General features: G+C 43.5%; 16 protein-coding genes. 8 read left to right on the forward strand and 8 right to left on the reverse strand.

Translation table 11 applies throughout. The features are described 5' to 3' along the window. Positions 1–54 precede the first annotated feature (54 nt). The 3 genes from ACED25_RS05890 to ACED25_RS05900 form a co-directional block, all read right to left on the reverse strand. Positions 55–612, reverse strand: a complete 558-nt coding sequence (locus ACED25_RS05890) for a PhnA domain-containing protein (protein ID WP_009845316.1) — start codon at positions 610–612, stop codon at positions 55–57. 220 nt (positions 613–832) lie between these two features. Next, entirely contained in the window at positions 833–3,271 is a 2,439-nt protein-coding gene (locus tag ACED25_RS05895; RefSeq protein ID WP_371694862.1) for a VolA/Pla-1 family phospholipase, read from the reverse strand. A 13-nt stretch (positions 3,272–3,284) separates the two neighbouring features. Further along, positions 3,285–4,544: an outer membrane protein transport protein gene (locus ACED25_RS05900; protein ID WP_371694863.1), complete on the reverse strand. Its 1,260-nt coding sequence runs from the start codon at positions 4,542–4,544 to the stop codon at positions 3,285–3,287. Between the two features lie 357 nt (positions 4,545–4,901). Here ACED25_RS05900 and ACED25_RS05905 point away from each other — a divergent pair, with 357 nt between their 5' ends. Further along, on the forward strand, positions 4,902–5,984 hold the full coding sequence (locus ACED25_RS05905) for a site-2 protease family protein (protein WP_371694864.1): 1,083 nt from the start codon (positions 4,902–4,904) through the stop codon (positions 5,982–5,984). An 83-nt stretch (positions 5,985–6,067) separates the two neighbouring features. Here ACED25_RS05905 and ACED25_RS05910 read toward each other — a convergent pair whose 3' ends face one another. Next, positions 6,068–6,856 (reverse strand): M48 family metallopeptidase, encoded by a 789-nt coding sequence (locus ACED25_RS05910; protein ID WP_012600658.1) that lies wholly within the window; start codon positions 6,854–6,856, stop codon positions 6,068–6,070. 184 nt (positions 6,857–7,040) lie between these two features. Here ACED25_RS05910 and ACED25_RS05915 point away from each other — a divergent pair, with 184 nt between their 5' ends. The 5 genes from ACED25_RS05915 (at position 7,041) to ACED25_RS05935 (ending at position 10,831) form a co-directional block, all read left to right on the forward strand. Further along, a complete protein-coding gene (locus tag ACED25_RS05915; protein ID WP_017097935.1) occupies positions 7,041–7,466 on the forward strand; it encodes a hotdog fold thioesterase in 426 nt (141 codons plus the stop codon). Between the two features lie 73 nt (positions 7,467–7,539). Then, complete coding sequence (locus ACED25_RS05920; RefSeq protein WP_009845322.1) at positions 7,540–7,773, forward strand: DUF3389 domain-containing protein; 234 nt, start codon at positions 7,540–7,542, stop codon at positions 7,771–7,773. A gap of 154 nt (positions 7,774–7,927) precedes the next feature. Beyond that, positions 7,928–9,619 (forward strand): SgrR family transcriptional regulator, encoded by a 1,692-nt coding sequence (locus ACED25_RS05925; RefSeq protein ID WP_371694865.1) that lies wholly within the window; start codon positions 7,928–7,930, stop codon positions 9,617–9,619. Between the two features lie 30 nt (positions 9,620–9,649). Beyond that, positions 9,650–10,558 carry a DMT family transporter gene (locus ACED25_RS05930; protein ID WP_009845324.1) on the forward strand — a complete coding sequence of 303 codons (909 nt, stop codon included), beginning with the start codon at positions 9,650–9,652 and terminating at the stop codon, positions 10,556–10,558. 21 nt (positions 10,559–10,579) lie between these two features. Beyond that, entirely contained in the window at positions 10,580–10,831 is a 252-nt protein-coding gene (locus ACED25_RS05935; RefSeq protein ID WP_009845325.1) for a hypothetical protein, read from the forward strand. Between the two features lie 79 nt (positions 10,832–10,910). Here ACED25_RS05935 and ACED25_RS05940 read toward each other — a convergent pair whose 3' ends face one another. Further along, a complete protein-coding gene (locus tag ACED25_RS05940) occupies positions 10,911–11,519 on the reverse strand; it encodes a DUF2238 domain-containing protein (RefSeq protein WP_009845326.1) in 609 nt (202 codons plus the stop codon). 200 nt (positions 11,520–11,719) lie between these two features. Here ACED25_RS05940 and ACED25_RS05945 point away from each other — a divergent pair, with 200 nt between their 5' ends. After that, complete coding sequence (locus tag ACED25_RS05945; protein ID WP_009845327.1) at positions 11,720–12,559, forward strand: isopenicillin N synthase family oxygenase; 840 nt, start codon at positions 11,720–11,722, stop codon at positions 12,557–12,559. 313 nt (positions 12,560–12,872) lie between these two features. Further along, on the forward strand, positions 12,873–13,493 hold the full coding sequence (locus tag ACED25_RS05950) for a DNA-J related domain-containing protein (protein ID WP_102250462.1): 621 nt from the start codon (positions 12,873–12,875) through the stop codon (positions 13,491–13,493). 181 nt (positions 13,494–13,674) lie between these two features. Here the strand turns inward: ACED25_RS05950 and mrdA are convergent, their stop codons facing one another. From mrdA to ACED25_RS05965, 3 genes are all read right to left on the reverse strand, one after another. Further along, positions 13,675–15,573, reverse strand: a complete 1,899-nt coding sequence (gene mrdA, locus ACED25_RS05955) for a penicillin-binding protein 2 (RefSeq protein ID WP_102250461.1) — start codon at positions 15,571–15,573, stop codon at positions 13,675–13,677. Between the two features lie 243 nt (positions 15,574–15,816). Further along, complete coding sequence (locus ACED25_RS05960) at positions 15,817–17,490, reverse strand: ABC-ATPase domain-containing protein (protein ID WP_017102140.1); 1,674 nt, start codon at positions 17,488–17,490, stop codon at positions 15,817–15,819. 118 nt (positions 17,491–17,608) lie between these two features. Further along, a complete protein-coding gene (locus tag ACED25_RS05965) occupies positions 17,609–19,516 on the reverse strand; it encodes an EAL domain-containing protein (protein ID WP_371694866.1) in 1,908 nt (635 codons plus the stop codon). Between the last annotated feature and the right edge of the window lie 159 nt (positions 19,517–19,675).

A 19,675-nucleotide genomic window follows, 5' to 3' on the forward strand; every position in this document is an offset into this window, starting at 1 on the left:
AGGCGCTAATTATTCATTAGCGCCTTTTTAGACTTTGTTCAGCTAAAAGAAGAATTACTTCTTACGGCAGAACTCAGCGATTACGTACATTGATTGACCGCCGTTTGTTTTACCAGAAACAAGCTTAGGATCGTCACCAACGCTGATGCCACGGATAACAGTACCTTGCTTAATCACTTGGTTAGTCCCTTTGATTGGCAGGTCTTTGATTACTGTTACGTCGTCACCTTTCTTAAGTTCAACGCCGTTCACATCAAGAGGCTTATCATCAGCAGACATGCCGATTTGTGCCCAAACTGATGTTTCTTCTTCAAGGTACATCATGTCTAGTGCGTCTTGAGCCCAGCTTTCAGTGTTCAGACGAGTAAGTTGACGCCATGCCGTTACTTGAACTGGTGCCTCTTGACTCCACATGCTGTCGCTTAGGCAGCGCCAGTGGTTGATATCTTTAGGCTCGTCAATCTCACCAAGGCATTTGTCACATACCATAATGCCGTGATCCACTGTTACGTGGCTGTGTGGCGGTACCGCGTACGCAGTAAGAGAAGAATCAGAACCACATAGTTCACATTTAGATTGGCAGCGTTCTAGCATAGTAGCTTCAGAAGACATAATGGACTCACATTTATTAGGTATTAATTACGGGGGCTATTATCCACTTTATTTTCAATAAAGAAAGAGGTCGTACGGCATTCTGTCTTGATTAATTTTAGCCGAGATCAACCATTTGTGTTTTAACGTTGTATGCAAACGGTTAGCTAGAGAAGGTTGATTGGCCGCAGAAACAAAAATGCCAGCGGTTAGGCTGGCATTTGTTTAGTAGCAACGTTTTTTATTCTAAGAAGGAACCTGTTATTGATGCTGAAGTTAGCGCGTTGTCAATTAGGAAATCTACAGCTTGTGCCTGCATACTGACATGATGATCTGCATCCAAAGGTGTCGGTGTCGTCTTATCTTGCGGAACTACAAACGTACTGTGCGCAGCAACATCGCTGAACTTAACAAAGTCCTTCGCACCATCAGGGCTTGTGTTACTCGAATCAACCACCTTGAGGCCTAACTTAGTTGCTAACGGTGTCGTTCCCGCGAACGGAGCGTTTGCGACAGAGTTTGGTACTGTATCGTCACCTTGCACTTGAGCCATATAAATAGGCAAAAGAGGTGAACCAGAAGCAACTAGGTAAGAAGCATTGGTAAACGGATCCACAGTATCCAACACAGTTTGTGCAGCATAAGCGAACTGCTGAAAAGCGGCCGTCATGGTAGCTTTTTGCGCAGCGGTCGCGTTTGCTTCAAACGTTGTGTAGCACTGTTTGCTAGTAAGACTTCCACAGTTAGCGGTTGCGAAGCCTGCGTACTCAGTTGAAGCGCTCAATGCAACGCTGTGCTTAACTTGAGGGCCAAACTCTGTAGAACCAAGCAGAAGGTTAGATATTTGTCCCCCTGAGTTTTCAATTGCTGCTGAACTGAATGAGTAAAGCGAATTAGCTGCGACACTACCGAGAGTACGGTTAGAGACTGCAACTGCTGTTGTTCCAACAATACCACCTAGCGAGTGGCCTAAGAACTTCACTTGTGAGCCAGTAGTTAGATTAAATGCCTTCAATGGAGACGTTGTGAGTGCCCCAGCTTTTAATGAAACGGCTAAAGATGCGCGTAAGCCCATAACATCAAGCGCACTTTGACGCACGTTATCGCGAGCGACGGGTAAGTTCGCCAAGTTCAGATAAGCTAACACGTCAGCGTTTGCCGAACGAGTATCATCTAAACTACGTGTACCATGGAGCGGTAAGTCAATCGCCAATACAGCTACACCTGCTTTTGCAAGGTTGTAAGCGAAAGCATAAGCGTTTTCTTTCGCTGAGGTGATACCGTGTTGGTAGATCACAACATTAGTAGGATCAGAACCATTTGGCGTAAACAGTAAGAGTTCGACGTCTTCTAATGATTTAACTTGAGGAACAGGTGAGTATTTGGTGATGACTCGCTCGCTATCAAGTGCTGAACCATCTTTAAGAGTCAAATTTAAACCAATGAGTTTAAGCTGCTCTGTTTGACTTGTCGCTAATATACTTGCATCAATACCAGCAGCAATAAGCTGAGCGGCCATGTTCGCCTTTTCTGCACTATTACTTAGAGCATTTGAAACCTTAGCTAGGCTAGGCATAGCGGATTCAAACGGCTGAGTATTCCATTTGCTGCTGCTTGTTTCTAAGTAGTGAGGTAACTTAACCGACCCTTGACTTACATTGACATCTGCACTTGATGCATCGTACATCGCCCCAATAGCAAATTTGGCTTTAGCAATCTTAGTCGAGTCGCCGCCACCAATGTATTTATCAAAATCAGTGTCATTGGCTAATGCTGTTTTGAATGTTACTGCAGGAAGAAATGACATAGTGTAAGCGGCTTTTAGGTCAACCGAATTAGGGTTTGCACTGCCTTTCCATACACCATTTAGGTTCGCAGAAGCCAACCCAGTCGCTGTTGCTGCTTTTGTCGCGAAAAGCGAACCGCCAACCGACTCGGTGGTAAACCACGTCGAGTAGATGATGTCTTTGGTATCAAGGCTAACCTTGCCGGCGGCATTCGCCCCTGCAAAGATTTGCTCTACACCCTGAGTTACTTTCTGAGCTTGAGCTAAGCTGCCGTCAGTATACGTTACTGAACTTGATTTCAGAGCCGCGTAGCTTGACGACATACCTACCGGGTCGCCATTAACATCGGCCAGTTCATTCGACAGTGCCAACACATATTCGCTTGAAGCATCGAGTGAATCTTTAAATACAATAGTAAAGGCATCCGTTGCAGCGCTAGATAACACATTAAAGTGCGTACCTAGAGTCAGTACGTCTGTAACCGTTGGTGGTGTTGTAGATGTCAGTGAACTGCTAAGTTTTAGAATGTAAACGCCGCCAGTCGCGACACCGTCGGCAAGACCGGTACCTTCGAAATTCATAATGATTGGCATCGAAGTAGACCAGCCATCCATGGTATTCATAGCCGCGATTGGATTCGTTAACGAATCTTTGCCACCCGTTGGTAACCCGAGAGTGCCATCCGTCGTGTCCATCAGAGCAAAGCTTGGCAGTGGAACCGCTTTGTTAGCACCACTTAGATGAAACTTAATACTCGTTGTGCGAGCCAGTGAATCTTGAATGTACTGCTCATATTTAACGGCGGTTGAGGCACCTGAACTCGAAGAGTCATCACCACAACCTGCAAGAAATATCGCCGAAGCAAGCAGCGAAACACTAAATAACTTTTTCATGTTTGAATTCCGTTTAGTTAAAGGTGTAGTTCAATTGAATTGCAGATAGGTAAGCTACTGCATCACCTGAAAACTCAAGCTTTTGACCCAGTTCGTTAGTTTCCGTGAAATCACCATCTTTACTTTGTACAAGTGCAAAACCAGCATCAATAGAAAGATCTGGGCTGTATTGGTAAGTCAAGCCAGTGCTGTACCAGTAACGATCGCTATCTGGGATACTTAACGTTGCTTGACCAGCTTGCTCGTCATAGGCAAGACCCGCCCTTAGTGTCCACTCTTGATTCAACTGATAAGTCGCACCCAACGAGTAGCGGTTGTTATCCTCGTAGTGTTCTGTCTTTTTAAAACACACACCATCTTTACAATCTGGACTGGTGGCTTTAAGTTCTTTAAAACTGCTCCAACCCGTTTGTTGCCAACCGTAGTGGATAGCCCACTGATCGGTCAGTTGGTGGAAAGCCGATATTTCAATAATTGAAGGTAAGGTAATTTTTAAGCGGCCAGTCGTTGTAGTTGCGCTACCTTGTACGATTCCACCGGTGTAATCTTTGAAATCACCATCGTCAAAATCAAGGTCAACTTCCGAACGATAAGCGATAGAAAATCGATTGTTTTCATTCAATTCATATAAGCCACCCACATTCCAACCAAATGCGAATGTTTCGCCAGTCATACTGATTAACTTCGTCGACGAAGGATCACCAGTAACATTTGAAATAGCACCTTGGTGTCGGTTGAGTTCAGCTTCTGCATAAACAAGGTTTACGCCAGCACCAATGCTGAATTGGTCGTCGATTCTATACGCTACGTTTGGGTTTAAATTGACAGACATTAGTGATGTATCACCAGCTAGATCACCCGCGTAGATATCATCTGGGTAATCGGTAGCAACACCGTAGTTGGAAAACATACCAATGCCCCAAGCCCATTGCTCATTGATTGGGCTAATGTAGTAAGCACCAGGTACAATCTGAAGGGGAGCGACGTCTTTAGATGTCTGACTTTGCCCGCCAGAACCTGGAACATTGTTTTGAGTAATGTCTACTTCTGGATCAACGACAGAAACCGCGCCTGAAAATTGGGCTGTATCAAATAGGGTCATTGCAGCGGGGTTTCTCGCAAGTACACTCGCGTTGTCGGCAACTGCACCTTCACCTGAAAATGCGCGTCCAAGGCCTGAGGCAGAATGCTCAGCAACTTGGAAACCAGCCGCAAGTGAATTACATGCAAATAGCACAGAAAGCGAAACGAGAGAGCGTTGTATTGTTTTCATCCTTGACCCTCCTAGGGCATCAAATCTCATTCTTATTGTTGAAAACACACTGAGCATTCTTATTTGTGATGCTCCAATGTAAATGACATGTTAAATTCATGTTTCATGTAAAGTCAAAGAATGAGTTATCATTTTGTGAAGTTATATTTATGAGGGGCGGGACTTTAGCATTTATAATATGCATACAATCAATGGTTTATTCGTGGTTGGAGGTGTGACCAGAATGTTTATGCGCATTAACGGAATAAATAGTGTTCAATTGCTTAAATATGTAACAACTTTGTTTATGTTTACCGTTAATCGCTAAATCGGCATAATACGGTTTCATTTACGATGGCATTAAATTGGAATTTAAGTTTGGAATTACTCGCGATAGAGTTTCTTGGAAAACCGCTTCGTTTAGAAGGTTCAATGGCTGGTTGGCAACAGCTGTTCTGGGATAATACACTTGTGTCTCAACTGGATGCGACCTCAGAGCAAGACAATGCTCGAACTCACTCATTCATGTTGCAATCTGGCGAAGATACGTTGCAGTGTCACGTCAAGGCGTCAGTTCAATGGCAGCCATTTGAGATGTACTACAAAGCCTCCGTCAATGGTCAAACGATTGCCGAAGGTAACCGCGACACTAAAGACATCGAGCAACAAACTCCCGTTGTAGCACCTAAACCTGAGAAGCGTTTTAGCTTAATTGGATTAGTGTCGCTTGGTATGAAAGCATTAAAAAGTGCCAAGCTAATCAAAGTCGTACTTGCCTCAGCGAGCTTGGCCGCGTATTCATGGCTGTTTTCAATTCAATTTGCTTTAGCTCTAATCGCTTGCCTTATGTTCCATGAATACGGCCATATTAGAGCGATGAAATACTTTGGTATGAAGACCAAAGGCATCTATTTGATACCGTTCCTTGGTGGTTTAGCGTTATCTGATGAGAAGATCAATACGCGCTGGCAAGATGTCGTTATCTCAATCATGGGGCCATTGTTCGGATTGATATTGTCTTTGGTGTTTATGGTGTTGTACTGGATCACTGGCGAGATGCTCTTTGCTGGGCTTGCGGTATTCAACGCGCTATTGAACTTGTTTAATCTATTGCCAATTTTGCCTCTCGATGGCGGACATGTACTGAAAAGTATCAGTTTCTCAATGAACAGCGTGCTTGGTATAGTATTGTGTATCGCAGCCGCTGTTGCTGGTGTGGTACTGAGTTATCGGTTGAATCTGACCTTATTTGGTTTCTTATTGATTATGGGTAGTGTGGAAATACTGTTCGAATGGAAAGGGCGTCACCACAGTCACTTGTTGCCATTAGACAAATACGGTCAAGTCGTGTCGTTTGTTTGGTATGTGGGTTTAGTGAGTAGTTTGATTGGTGTTATCTGGTATTTTGCATCTACTGGTGATCAGCTATTAAGCCTACCATTGCAAATTCTCGGTACTTAACAAGAACCAAAACAAAAAATGCCCTAGCCAATATGGATAGGGCATTTTTGTATTCGAAGTTTAGCGTCTAGACAAATGTAAAATTACGCTTTGCAATTTGGTCTTGGAGAACCCGATTGGGGAAGCGTTTTGATCGTCGCTTGCAGATCTTTGATACGCGTACTGTGCGAAGGGTGTGTAGAAAGCAGTTCTGGGGGCTGATTACCACCCGATGCCTTCGCCATGTTTTGCCATAGGTCGACACTTTGGTTAGGATCGAATCCAGCTCTAGCCATATACTCTAGGCCAACAACATCGGCTTCAGATTCTTGAGTTCGCCCATACGGTAGAATAACGCCATACTGAACGCCTAAACCTAAAGCAGCCATCGTCATACCTTGATATTGGCTGTATTCTGATGCACCTAATGCGATGCTAGTAACCGATAAACCAGTGTTAGCGATTTGAGACTGAGATAGGCGCTCGTTACTGTGGTCTGCTAAAACGTGCGCCACTTCGTGTCCGATAACTGTTGCGAGTTGGTCTTGATTAACCGCTACCTTAAGCAACCCGGTATATACGCCAATTTTTCCGCCTGGTAGGGCGAATGCGTTTACTTGGTCACTGTCAAAGACAACAACTTCCCATTCACTAAAACCTTGTTTAGGAATGTATTGCGTGATGCTGTTTGCAACGCACTGTACATAAGCGTTCGTTTTTGCATCTTTGCTGATGGGTTGTTCTTTCTTCATTTGTTCAAAAGACTGTGCTCCAAGCTGAGACATATCTTTATCTGAAAAAAGCAGTAATTGGTTTCTGCCTGTTGGGGAAGCGCTGCATGCACTTAGCCCAGCGAGTGTAAGAAGCGAGGCAAACTTCATCCATGACGTCATACAATATCCTCTGTGTATTCGGTTTTTATGCATGTTAACATCAACTTGTGTAATAGCTAGTAGCAGTAAGATAACTATTTCGGTAATAATCCCAGCAGTAATGCTAACGTTATTGGTTTTATCAACCTATTAACGATGATAAAACTGCACACGCGATAACAAAGCCAATAATTAAGGAACCTACATGAGTATTTGGAAAAAGCCCGTTGACCTAGAGATCTTCAACGCGACCTCAAAAAATACCTTAATTGAACACCTCAATATTGTATACACCGAGGTCAACGACAACTCTTTGGTGGCAACCATGCCGGTTTGTCATTTTACCCACCAACCTTTAGGTATGCTCCATGGCGGCGCATCGGTTGTGTTAGCAGAAACGCTTGGCTCATTGGCTGCTAATTTTTGCGTTCCAGAAGGCTACTATTGCGTTGGGCTAGATATCAACGCAAACCACGTTAGATCCATGCGCGAAGGTCATGTTGTCGGTACTGCTGAGCCTATTCACTTAGGTGTATCTACCCAAGTATGGCAGATAAACATCACGGATGAGCGTCAACGCTTAGTCTGTACAAGTCGTTTAACTATTGCTGTGAAGAAACATAAGCGATAATAGGCTAAGCATTAGTTAGCTGTGTTTGTATTTATAAGAAGTAATCTGTATTTAAAAATAGTCCGAGAAATCCATGGTCATAACGTTTAAAAGTGGGAAAATCATCGCAACCGCACATGAGCTTGTCGTTCGTTTGGATGGTGAGCACAGAGTAACGCTACAAGCTCAAGTTGATGCAATCCAACTGATAGGAAAAGGGGCAAATGTCATTTCAGCCAATGGTTCTGAATGCAAGTGGTCGATTAAATTAGACAACGAACAGCAACTTCGAGATATTGCCAATGAAATCGGCTGCGATGTGATGTAATCGTATACTGCAAAAGTACTTAGACCTTCTATTTGAATCAAATCTTAGGACACCATACCTAATAAATCGCAAGAAAATCACATCAGTAAGATTGATTTTAAGTCTTAAAATAGGGAAACTGAATTCAATGTCCTTTGAATAAGTTTTCCTCTTTATGAGCAGCCCAAGACTTCGCGTTCAATTTGAAACCCTGTTTGAATACTTCGATGGTAAAGATTCTGATGTTCAGCTCGACGACATCACGGATGTGCTTTGTTGTACCCGTCGTAATGCCCGGATGGTACTCAATAAGCTTGAAGAAGAAGGATGGATTGAGTGGTTACCTGCGGCTGGGCGAGGCAAGTTATCTCAACTTATTTTTAAGCAGAATCGTTGCGATGTCAGTGAAAACTTAGCAAGACGCTACTTACAAGAAGGTAAAATTGGACAAGCGCTGTCAGTGCTTGATCACAATGCAGCCAAGCTGACTCAAGTTATTCAAAATTACTTGGGTGTGCAATACCAGGAAGGTGAGCAGGTTATTCGTTTGCCTTATTACCGACCGCTTTCTATGCTTAACCCGACAAAGTCGATGCGACGATCTGAGCAGCATATTACCTGTCAGGTATTCAGTGGGTTAACACGTTTGGATGAGAACGATCAATTACAGCCCGATCTTGCTCATTCATGGCAAAAAATCAGCGATTATCAATGGCGATTCTTCTTGAGACCCGGAGTCCGTTTTCATAACGGAGAGCCTTTGTTAACCAATCATGTTGTGGATACGCTGCTAGCACTCGAACCTCTCAATATGTTCTCACATATAAAAGACGTCTCTTCTCCGGCAAACTGTGTGGTTGATGTCTTTTTAACGCGACCAGATAAACACTTCCCACTCGCTCTGACTGAATCCGTTGCCAAAGTCACCTTACCGATGATTTTACGTGGTGAAGACTACGATATTCGACCGATTGGTACCGGCCCGTATCGCATTGAAAAGAATGATGATAAACAACTCGTATTAACGGCTTTCAACGGATATTTTGGTTTTAGGCCATTGATTGATCGTGTTGAGGTTTGGGTTGTTGATGAGGCTTACTCTTCAATGGTTTACCCAAGTCTTTCTAAGCCTGTAATGGCGGATCGCGGCGATAGTGACGAAGTCGAACTTGATCCCGGCTGTACCTATCTACTGTTGAATCGAAAAAAGGGCATCGCACAAGATCCTGCATGGGCGCAATTTCTATCTAATACTTTGAATGCGGCCGATCTGTTTGTACACATTCCGAAAGAAACTGTTATCGATTTGGGAGTGTTACACGCTTATGGGATAAAGCCCGGTTGGTATGACATCAAGTTGAACACGCCGGTTTGTCCACCAGCGAATGCGAAACCAACCATTAGATTGGCTTACCAATGCCAACACCCAATGTTTCCAACTCTTGCGAAGGCTATTGTTACAGTGTTGAAGCAATATGACGTCGACGTTGAACTTTATGGTTACGAAACCGATCCTCCACACGCCGATAATGTCGATATTTGGATCAATCCAATGGGTATCGCCAACAATAGAGATGACGCGTTAGCGGGCTGGTTGATGGATTACAGCTTTCTCGATGAATCTAGCCCAGCGGACGATTTTGACCAGTGGTGTCATATGATTGATCGTTGGCGGTCCGGTGAATTTGAGCAATTCCCTGCAAGACAACTTGGTAAACAACTCGTACAAAGTAATCAATTGATTCCAATGTTCCACTGTTGGTTAGGCGTTAACAAAGATCAATGCGGTACGCTGCAAAACGCCAAGTGCAATGCACTCGGTTGGTTTGACTTTAGCCAAGTTTGGGTAAAACCGGACGTTGACTAAGACCAGAGATAACTTGATTAGGACAACACGATGCAAACGGTGATGATCACATTTATAACGCTGGTGGCGTTTGCTGCCAATTCAGTGTTGTGTCGTTGGGCTTTGATGGATCAAACCATTGATCCTTTGAGTTTCTCGATCGTTCGTATCATATCGGGTGCCCTTACACTTCTGATTTTATTAACTTTGTCTTCCCACTCTAAGTCTAGAGAGGAGCTAGTAAACAACGACAAGTCGGTAGAGACAAAGCTCAAATTACCGTTTCAATTCACATCAATATTGTCACTCCTCGTTTATATGTTTGGTTTCTCGTTTGCTTACTTAGAGCTTGGTGCAGGTCTCGGTGCTTTGGTTCTGTTTGTCGCGGTTCAATTTACGATGATTGCCGCACACCTGTTAGCTGGCAATAGAATGTCATTGTTAGAGTGGTGTGGTTGTTTGTTGTCAGTTTCTGGGCTCGTTTACTTACTCATGCCGACGGATTCGACAAGTTCGCCCGATATAACCTCCATCATATTGATGGCTCTGGCTGGAGTAGGTTGGGGGATTTATACACTTGCGGGTAAGAAATCCACGAACGCGTTGCAATCCACTACTGCCAACTTTGCATTTAGCTCGTTAGTGATCCTTGTGTTAGTAAGCCTGTTACTTGTCATCCCTAATGTGGCATCGCAAATATCCATCACAGAACAAGGCTTGATTTACGCAATATTGTCGGGCTCAGTGGCTTCTGGTGTGGGTTATAGTTTGTGGTATTACGTGGTGAAAAAACTGGATACAGTGGTCGCATCCATTGCACAGCTTTCTGTTCCCGTTATCGCGACACTTGGTGGCGTTTTGTTGTTATCTGAACCTGTTACTATGCAATTTATTATCTCATCGACTGTTATCTTACTTGGAATAAGCTTGGTTCTTGTCGCACCTAAACTTAAGAAATAAAGGGCTCAATCATTAACTTCTATGGCTAAACCAAACAAAAAACAACCGACCAAAACGGTTCAGATATTCTGCGCTAAATGTAAGACACAACTTTTCAAGTATCGAAAAGGCGGCAAAGGAGCGCTCGTAAAGTGTTTCAAGGAACGGATCGTTGAAGATTTCACAAAAGACCCTTGTGTGTGCCCTGAATGCGGAATTGAATTTGCGCGAGATACTTTGGTTCGAGGTACGCCTGCCTACAAATTTGTGGGTGGCAAGGTAACTATGAAGTAGTTGAGAAGAATAAATGCCGCAGCACATCATGCGTGTGGCATTTGACATTGTTTTTTATATTCAGAAGAAAGGTTAGAGCTTAATGAGCTCTAACTCGTCCTTGAAGTTGCAACAGTAATAGCGAGACAATGGCACCCGTTGTATCACACAGCATGTCTTTCTGTGCATCCCAAATATCACCTTGTGAGCCAAGGAACGCGATACCTTCATCACCACCTGCAATTTCTGCATACCACCATTCTATAATCTCGTAGCCAGCTGCTACACTCATGATCGCAAATAGGGCAAAGAAACAGGCTAGTATCGGCTGAGCCAATTTCTTACGAATCAAATACTCTGCGAGTGGATAGGCATAAAGACCAATAGAGAAATGGGCTACTCGGTCAAAGTTATTGCGCTCAGAGCCGATAAGGTTATTGAACCAGTCAAATGGCACTTCTGAGAAGGTATATTTTGCGCCTATCGTGTGCAAAATAAGCCAGATAAACATCAGAGCATAAGCTGTCTTAGAAAAGGTGAGCTTGGTGGATAGCCACCATATCCCGATAAGAATACCGAGAGCAGGGACGATCTCAGCGATCCAAACGGCTCTTGAAGATGGCGCAAAGGCTGAAAAGAGAAAGATAACAAGATAGACAGCAGTTAGTGAGAGTAGAGGTCTATTTTGAGCAAGTGGCGTAATTGTCATCATCAGATCCTTTATAAGTTTTTTGTATAGTTACATAATAATGAACAGTGTTCAATTGTGTTCTAATCACTAGATTTGTTGAAAAGTAGTGTTATCGCCCAGTATCTAGACAAACGGTTGGCGGAGTTTCACAAAAGTTTGATTTACAACAAAGCGATCCTTAAAATCATTGCATTACTACATAACAAGAAAGAAAAGTCATGAAACTGGAAACTGTCGATTACCTTGCTGACGACGCAGCAGAACAATTTGTTCGATCTCTACGTGAAACGGGTTTTGGTGTTCTTAAGAATCACCCCATCCCAAAAGAGCTTGTTGAGTCAATTTACGAGAACTGGTACCAATTCTTCATTTCTGAAGAGAAAGAGAACTTCCACTTCAATGTTGAAACACAAGATGGATATTTTCCACCTTCAGTTTCTGAAGTTGCTAAGGGCCACACTGTAAAAGACATCAAAGAATACTTTCACGTATACCCTTGGGGTCAGATTCCTGAACAGTTAAAAGAACAGATTCTAGATTACTACCAACGTGCTAATGCTTTTGCTCAAGAACTATTAGGTTGGGTTGAAGCACATGCGCCTCAAGAAGTACAAGAGAAGTTCTCAATCGCGCTTTCTGAAATGATTAATGGCAGCGAACAAACACTGCTTCGCGTTCTTCATTACCCACCAATGCAAGGCGATGAAGAGCCAGGTGCTATCCGCGCAGCCGCTCACGAAGACATCAACTTACTGACTGTTCTTCCTGCAGCAAATGAACCGGGCCTTCAAGTTAAAGCTCAGAATGACGAGTGGTTAGATGTTCCATGTGACTTCGGTAATATGATCATAAATATTGGTGACATGCTTCAAGAAGCATCAGGTGGTTACTTCCCATCGACAACTCACCGTGTAATTAATCCATCAGGTGAACGCCAAGAGAAATCTCGTATCTCTTTGCCACTATTCCTTCACCCAAAACCGGAAGTTGTACTGTCTGAGAAGTACACCGCAAATGAATACCTAATGGAACGTCTAAGAGAGCTTGGTGTTATCTAATTAACTAGTTCCTTGTGCTAAAATTGGTATAGATATCAGAGGTCAGCAAAATTGCTGGCCTTTTTTTGTTTTTCCAAAGAGCTAAACCAATCATAGCCAATTACTGGTCACCTTAGCTGCGTAATTTTGATGGATAACGGGCTCTTGAGCCAAGCAATTGAATGTGGTGTTCCATTAAGCTCGACAAATCGTAGAAAATCGCTTTCAATTAAGAGAAGTCAGCCCACTGACCTAGGGCAATTCATCATGCCTAACAAGCTAACAAGCTAACAAGCTAACAAGCTAACAACTTAATAACGCAAATGAGCCAACTATGTCGAATAATCAAGGTGTGAGAGCGAGCTTTCATAGCCATATGGAGAACCCTTTGCTCTGGCCCATTATGGAAGTGCTTAAGCGAAAACCAAGCGGATGGAAAGTACACACACTGGCGGCTCATCTAAACGACCTTGGGTTTATGCCTGTATTAGATGCATCACCCGAGAAGGAGTTATTTAAGAAGAACTTTCTCATTATGAATGCGCTGTATCAGCTTCAAGAAACGTTGCACCCTGATGGTTGGCTTCAAGTTCAAGCTATGGATATTGAATTGATGAATGGAAGCTATCATGGAAATAGCCACAGCATTGATCACCAAGACCCACTTCGAGACTACTACACTAATTGGGCTAACTATGAAGCGGATGAAGGTGAAGTCAAAAGGCTGCTGAACGAGTTTTGGACTCGGTACAGAAAGTTTGTTGGCGCTGATACGCTCAATTTAGATAAAAACCGTGCATTGAAGTTATTTGATCTCCCTGTAGACGCAACGCATAAGGAAATTAGAAAGCGTTGGCGACAGCTGGCGTTGCGGTGGCATCCCGATAGAGACGAGGGCAATACGGCAAAATTCCAGACGCTTTGTGAGGCGTGGCATGTATTACGAAGTTCATAATCGACGTAACTCTTACTGCGCTGTTTATTGACTCTTTAGAGTGAAATTTAAGTCCTATATAAAATTGAAAAGCCCCATGTTGTGAGTGACACAAGTGGGGCTTTGTCGTCATTACGCTTGTATTGTTACTAGGCTAGGCGTTGTAACTAGGTTAAGCGTCGTTCTTACTTCATTTATTATGCTATGAGTGATCTTTGCTTTCGCCACTCTTATGTTCGAATGCATAGTCGAGTACTTTACGGATATAAGGGGCACCGACCTTGGAACCACCATTACCGTGCTCGATGACCACAGTCGCGACATATTCAGGGTGTTCGTAAGGTGCGAATGCCGTGTAAAGCGCGTGGTCGAGTAAATGCCGAGCCAGTTTCTTGGAGTTGTAGACCTGATCTTTTGCAAGATCAAATACTTGGGCTGTTCCCGATTTACCGCCGCTAGTGTAGTCAGTTCCTTTAAATGCACGTCTGCCGCTACCTCGACTGCCGTGGTTTACGAGTCGCATCGCATTAATAGGTACATCCCATATCTCGTCTGGTACTTCAGTGATCGACAGCATCGGCTCAGGTTCAACCAGTTTTTGCGTATCAAAATCTTCACCGTGATCTAAGGTAGCTCTCAAGATATGAGGTGGCATTACCTTCCCATGATTAACTAGTACCGAGGTTGCTTTGGCAAGTTGCATTGGCGTGGATGTCCAATACCCTTGACCAATACCAATAGGGACGGTGTCACCTTGATACCAAGGGGTACGATAACGCATCATCTTCCACTCTCGAGTTGGCATGTTGGCGGTACTTTCTTCATAGATATCGATGCCCGTAGGTTCACCAAAACCAAAGCGATTCATCCAACTTGAGATGCGGTCGATACCTAAATCAAAGGCGGTTTGATAGAAGAATGAATCCACCGACTCTTCAATCGCTTGAGTTACGTCAACAGGACCGTGACCCCAGCGTTTCCAGTCTCGCCATGATTTAGAGTTGCGTTTGGAACCGGGAATTTGCCATGAACCGTGATCATCACGAATGGTGTTTTCTGATATAACATGCTCTTGTAATCCAGCAACGGCCATAAATGGTTTTATGGTGGATGCTGGAGGGTAAACGCCCAGTGTGGTGCGATTCACCAACGGGTGAGCAGGGTCATTCAATAGACGTTGGTAGTTCTTACTCGAAATGCCGTCGACAAATAGATTAGGGTCATAACTTGGGCTAGATGCCATCGCCAGTACACTGTTGTCTTTCGGATCGAGGATAACCGCACTTCCGGTTCGGTGATCAAGTTGCTCAAATACATATTTTTGCAGTTCAAGGTCAATATTTAACACGATGTCTTTGCCTGCAACTGGCGGCACGTACTCAATAGTCCGAACAACACGGCCACGACTGTTTACTTCAACTTCTTGATAGCCTTTGGTTCCGTGTAGGATATCTTCGTAATAGCGTTCGACACCCAGCTTACCAATAATAGTAGTTGCTTGATAATTCGCTTCGATGCCTTTTTCTTCTAGCTTCTTTAGGTCACTATCATTGATGTGTGCCACATACCCTAAGACATGTGTCAGCACCTCTCCATTTGGGTAAAAGCGCTTTAAGTTCGTATCAATCGATAAGCCGGGGAATTGGTACTGGTGCACCGAAAACTTAGCAATCTCTTCTTCACTTAGGTTCTCTAATATAGTGACAGATTTGAAACGGCGCGTGTTGTGATAACGTTTTTTGAATCGAGCGATCTGCTCAACATCACGTGGGATGTATTTGTCGAGCTTGGCGAGCATGGTATCGACGTCATCTGTTTGCTCGGGAATCATCGTCAGATTAAACACAAGCTTGTTCTCGGCAAGCAACACACCATTACGATCGTAAATTAGCCCGCGAGTAGGCGCGATAGGCAATACTTTGATTCTGTTGCCATCAGCACGAGTTTGATAGCTTTCAAAATTGTCGACTTGAAGTCGGTACAGGTTGGCGACTAAGACGAGAGTGAACAGTAAGATCCCACAAAACGCCACGATTACACGGTTTTTGAATAGGTTTACTTCGATTTTATGGTCACGCATCTTAACGCGTTTATGATTCATTGAAGCCTCAAGAGTCTGTTACATTTAGTTACACCTATCGAGTCGGAACTTTATCTGAATATCGCCATAGTTTTGTAAAAGCTATGTCATGATTTTTGGGATTTCTATGATTAAAGCGCTGACCAACAATGTAGTCACGTAAAGAGTGGCCGAATCAGATAGAAATATAGGAATTGAACGCAAAAAAACGGCTCTCATAAATGAGAGCCGTAATACGAGATAAGGTTAACTTAACGCGACATATTAGTTCGAGTTGGAGTTCGAGTTCGAAGGTTTGAACTGAGATTTACGCATTCTGTTTAGAGCAGCCATTACATCTAAAACTCTTGGTTTCGCTAAGTCACCGTAGTTTGGCATGTTCACATGCCATTCATCGCTTAAGATAGCGCTAAACTCTTTAGCTGGGTTGTTTGACCAACCTGGAGTTTGTGCAAACTGGAACCAGGCCCAACCAATCGCGTTCACTTCTGACGTTGATTCTAACTGCTCTAATGCAGAAAGGTCCGCGAATTCCTTACCAAAACGCAGTGACTCTTTGCCTTTCGCGTTAACTCGGAATTTGCCGTCAGTAAGAATGTTCATCAATGCAGCGCGGTTTAACGAGCGAGGAACAAACGTTTCTAATGCGGTCTCACATTCGTTAGTTCGTTGAGTAGGGTGTTGAGCTATCACTTCTTGTGCTTTATCAGTTACGTCTACTGCTTGGTAGTCGTGCATTTGAATCACAGTGTCAGCCACGTCTAGGTAATCGCCAGATCCACCCATTACAACGATGGTAGAGATATCCATTTCTTGACGTAGTTGGCCAATACGGTCAACAAGTGGAGTGATTGGCTCAGCACCTTTTGATACTAGCGCTTGCATACGTTCGTCACGAATCATGAAGTTAGTCGCTGACGTATCTTCATCAATAAGTAGTGTTTGAACGCCTGCTTCAATCGATTCTTGTAGCCAAGCCGCTTGCGATGTAGAACCTGATGCATCTTGTGTACTGAAATCAGATGTGTCTTTTTGCATCGGCAAATGGTTGATGTAATTTGATAGGTTCAAGTTGTGAACACAGCGGCCATCTTCAGCGCGGATCTTCATCGTATCAGTCGCCGTCACGATACCTTCACGACCGTCACCAGGAATATGGTTGTAGATAGAACGTTCAACAGCGTTCAACAGCGTAGATTTACCATGGAAACCACCACCAACGATTAGCGTGATACCTTTTGGAATGCCTAGGCCAGTCACATCACCTTGGTTTGGCGCGTTTAGCGTCACACTTAAAGACTCTGGTGCTAGGAAAGGAACCGCGCCTTTCATTGGCAGGTCGCAGTTACCTGCAATACGAGGTAATACGCTGCCATTTGCTACGAATGCCGCTAGGTTGTTTTCTTCCAATTGAGCACGCAATGCGTCTTGGTCTTCAACAGCTTCACAATGCTTAATCATCGCTTCAATATTGAGTTCGCGTTCAAGCGTTGCGCGACGAATAAACTTAGGCAAATAGAATGTAATGATGTTGATTGCTTTCTTTGCAAGAATACTACGACCATCAGCGGGTAGGTTGATACGAAAACGAATTTCGATACCGTGCTCGGTGAAAACCACAGATGTGTTATCCAAAACAGTTTGGCCGGTTAGTGCGATAGACACGGTCACTTCTTGCTTAGCAAATTCAGAGAAGCTACGTGCAATGAAGTCACGTGCTGCTACTTGGTATTCGTAAGATTTTTCTTTAAGCCAATCTAACCCTGTTAACGACCAAGCGCGTGTTGCGCGAAAACGTGAAGATGATGCATACGGGTCACCTTGAACGTGGTCGATGTGTAATTCGAAATCAGCAAAGTCGTATTGACCTTTAATTTGTTGATATGCGCGGAAGTTTTGTTTTTCGAGCTTTTTAAGCTTTGCAGTCAACTGATCCATAACGAGGAATGCCTATATAAAGGGAAGATAAAACAGAAAGGCGGCGATTATAAAAATCACCACCTATAGAGTAAAGAGAAAGTAGGCCTAAATCCAAAACAAAGTGCTCTTTTTCGCCTTAAGCGTAACGAGTTGTCCCCAAATAGTTTTGATTGATTAAGCTGTGTTCGAATTCTTGGCTCGGCATTGGCTTGCCATAAAGGTAACCTTGTCCCACATCACAGCCTTCATTGATGATAAATTGCTCTTGAACTTCCGATTCTATGCCTTCAATTGTGACTTTTAAGTCGAGCTTTTTCGCGATTTGGACTATGGACCGAACGATCTCCGAGTCTTCCTGTGAGTTGAGCATTTGGTCGATGAAGCTCTTATCAATTTTAATCGTATCGAATGGGAATTTCTTAAGGTAACTAAATGAGGCATAGCCCGTCCCAAAGTCATCCAGTGACAATGTAACGCCAATATTGTGTAACGATTCCAATGTATTTTTCGCGACGACTTCATCTGCAATGAGGCAACTTTCCGTGACTTCAAGTTCTAAGAAATGAGGTTCTAGGTGATAGGTTTCCAACAGGTGAATAATTTGGTCTGCGAAATCAACATTCTTCAATTGAATAGCAGATACGTTTACGGCTATTTTGAAATCTTCAACGTATTCGGACCACTCTTTCGCTTGCTCTATAGCGTTGCGCAGAGCAAAATTTCCCACTTCGAAAATCAATCCGTTTTGCTCGGCCATGTGTATTAAAGTTTCGTTAGATATGTCTCCCAGAACGGGGTGTCGCCAACGCAGTAGAGCCTCTGCACCAACCCAGCGATGAGTCAACGGGCATACTTTAGGCTGAAAATAGAGCATAAGGTCATCATTACGAACCGCTTGGAGTAAATAACCTTCAATCTTATTAATATGACTTTGTTCTTCAGCATGAGACTGAGAATAGTAAGCGAACTTCTGTCCGGAATCTTTACATGCCAACATCGCTTCTGAAGATTTTTGGATAATACTGTCAGCACCATCGTCGTGCTCAGTAATCGCAATCCCTATAAAGGCATGCAGATGAATTTTGTCACTACCAATGTCAAATTCTGAATGACCGACTTTTACCAGTGTCTGGCATAGTTCTTCGATACGTTGGTGCAAATCTTTAACGCTGAACGCCAACACAAGGTCAACCGAAGTAGGGCGCGCAGTTAATACCTCGACATCAGAGATACTGTCGATGCGTTGTCGGTATTCAACAAGCACTTGGTCTAACGCGTTGTAGCCATATCGAGCTTGAATGCGCCTGCCATTAGTAAATCCAATATGGATTACTGCGAGTGAGCCACCAGTAAACCTTTGTTGTGACAACAACTTCTGATCCAAGCGCGACTCAAAAGCACTTCGGTTCAAAAAGCCCGTGCCGAGGTCGTGATTTTTTTGGAAATTGATCTCTTGTTCTGCCGCTCTTCGCTTATCAATCTCTTGGTTTAATGAATAATTAAGACTCGCGAGATCTTTAGTGCGAGTCGCAACTCGGCTTTTTAAGTCACGATTCATTTGAGTGAGCTTAGCGTGTTGAAACAAGGTTTTTAATTGAGATTCTATGGAGGTGCGAAAGCTTTCTAATAGCTTAATATAGGTAGGCGTGTAGTGATTTTCTTTCGAGTCCAAGATACAAATGGTGCCGAACAATTCGCCGTTAGGCCAAAATAGCGGAATGCCACAATAAGAGATTAAGCCAAGCTTTGTGTCGGGGTTGTTTTTCCAATCAACATCGGCAAGCGCATTGGGTACTAAAAGCTGCTGCTGAGACTCCATCACTGTTTCGCAGTAAAGCCCATTTCCTAATGTTTCAGAATCGCCTTTGTTATAAGGGTTATCCTGACTGTGGCTGGTAGAGAAAACTTCAATGTAGTTGGTATGAACACGCATGATAAGTGCAGCAGGCACTTGAGTGATTTGAGCTAAGAGGTCGACAATATTTTGCCAGCTGGAGGCCATATCGTCAGGGATATCTAAGTCTATCGTTTTTATCTTCTTCATATGACTCCGAGTCAATTATGCTAAATGCATCAACACATCCTGTGTTAATTAAGATGAACCAAATAAACTGTGAATATTACATTAACTAAGTATAAGAAATGTTGCACAAAAAAACCTCCGCAATTTTGCGGAGGTTTTCAAATGTGAATCTGGGTCTCA

Source organism: Vibrio sp. 1F263 (genome assembly GCF_041439035.1).
GTDB classification, from domain to species: Bacteria; Pseudomonadota; Gammaproteobacteria; order Enterobacterales; family Vibrionaceae; genus Vibrio; species Vibrio tasmaniensis_A.

What these genes read in the sequence shown, in the direction of transcription:
- ACED25_RS05950 (WP_102250462.1), top strand. Translation starts at nt 12,873, where the DNA reads ATGTCGAATAATCAAGGTGTGAGAGCGAGCTTTCATAGCCATATGGAG.
- ACED25_RS05945 (WP_009845327.1), top strand. Translation starts at nt 11,720, where the DNA reads ATGAAACTGGAAACTGTCGATTACCTTGCTGACGACGCAGCAGAACAA.
- ACED25_RS05925 (WP_371694865.1), top strand. Translation starts at nt 7,928, where the DNA reads ATGAGCAGCCCAAGACTTCGCGTTCAATTTGAAACCCTGTTTGAATAC.
- ACED25_RS05900 (WP_371694863.1), bottom strand. Translation starts at nt 4,544, where the DNA reads ATGAAAACAATACAACGCTCTCTCGTTTCGCTTTCTGTGCTATTTGCA.
- ACED25_RS05890 (WP_009845316.1), bottom strand. Translation starts at nt 612, where the DNA reads ATGTCTTCTGAAGCTACTATGCTAGAACGCTGCCAATCTAAATGTGAA.
- ACED25_RS05965 (WP_371694866.1), bottom strand. Translation starts at nt 19,516, where the DNA reads ATGAAGAAGATAAAAACGATAGACTTAGATATCCCTGACGATATGGCC.
- ACED25_RS05935 (WP_009845325.1), top strand. Translation starts at nt 10,580, where the DNA reads ATGGCTAAACCAAACAAAAAACAACCGACCAAAACGGTTCAGATATTC.
- ACED25_RS05895 (WP_371694862.1), bottom strand. Translation starts at nt 3,271, where the DNA reads ATGAAAAAGTTATTTAGTGTTTCGCTGCTTGCTTCGGCGATATTTCTT.
- ACED25_RS05960 (WP_017102140.1), bottom strand. Translation starts at nt 17,490, where the DNA reads ATGGATCAGTTGACTGCAAAGCTTAAAAAGCTCGAAAAACAAAACTTC.
- ACED25_RS05940 (WP_009845326.1), bottom strand. Translation starts at nt 11,519, where the DNA reads ATGACAATTACGCCACTTGCTCAAAATAGACCTCTACTCTCACTAACT.
- ACED25_RS05930 (WP_009845324.1), top strand. Translation starts at nt 9,650, where the DNA reads ATGCAAACGGTGATGATCACATTTATAACGCTGGTGGCGTTTGCTGCC.
- mrdA (WP_102250461.1), bottom strand. Translation starts at nt 15,573, where the DNA reads ATGAATCATAAACGCGTTAAGATGCGTGACCATAAAATCGAAGTAAAC.
- ACED25_RS05915 (WP_017097935.1), top strand. Translation starts at nt 7,041, where the DNA reads ATGAGTATTTGGAAAAAGCCCGTTGACCTAGAGATCTTCAACGCGACC.
- ACED25_RS05910 (WP_012600658.1), bottom strand. Translation starts at nt 6,856, where the DNA reads ATGACGTCATGGATGAAGTTTGCCTCGCTTCTTACACTCGCTGGGCTA.
- ACED25_RS05920 (WP_009845322.1), top strand. Translation starts at nt 7,540, where the DNA reads ATGGTCATAACGTTTAAAAGTGGGAAAATCATCGCAACCGCACATGAG.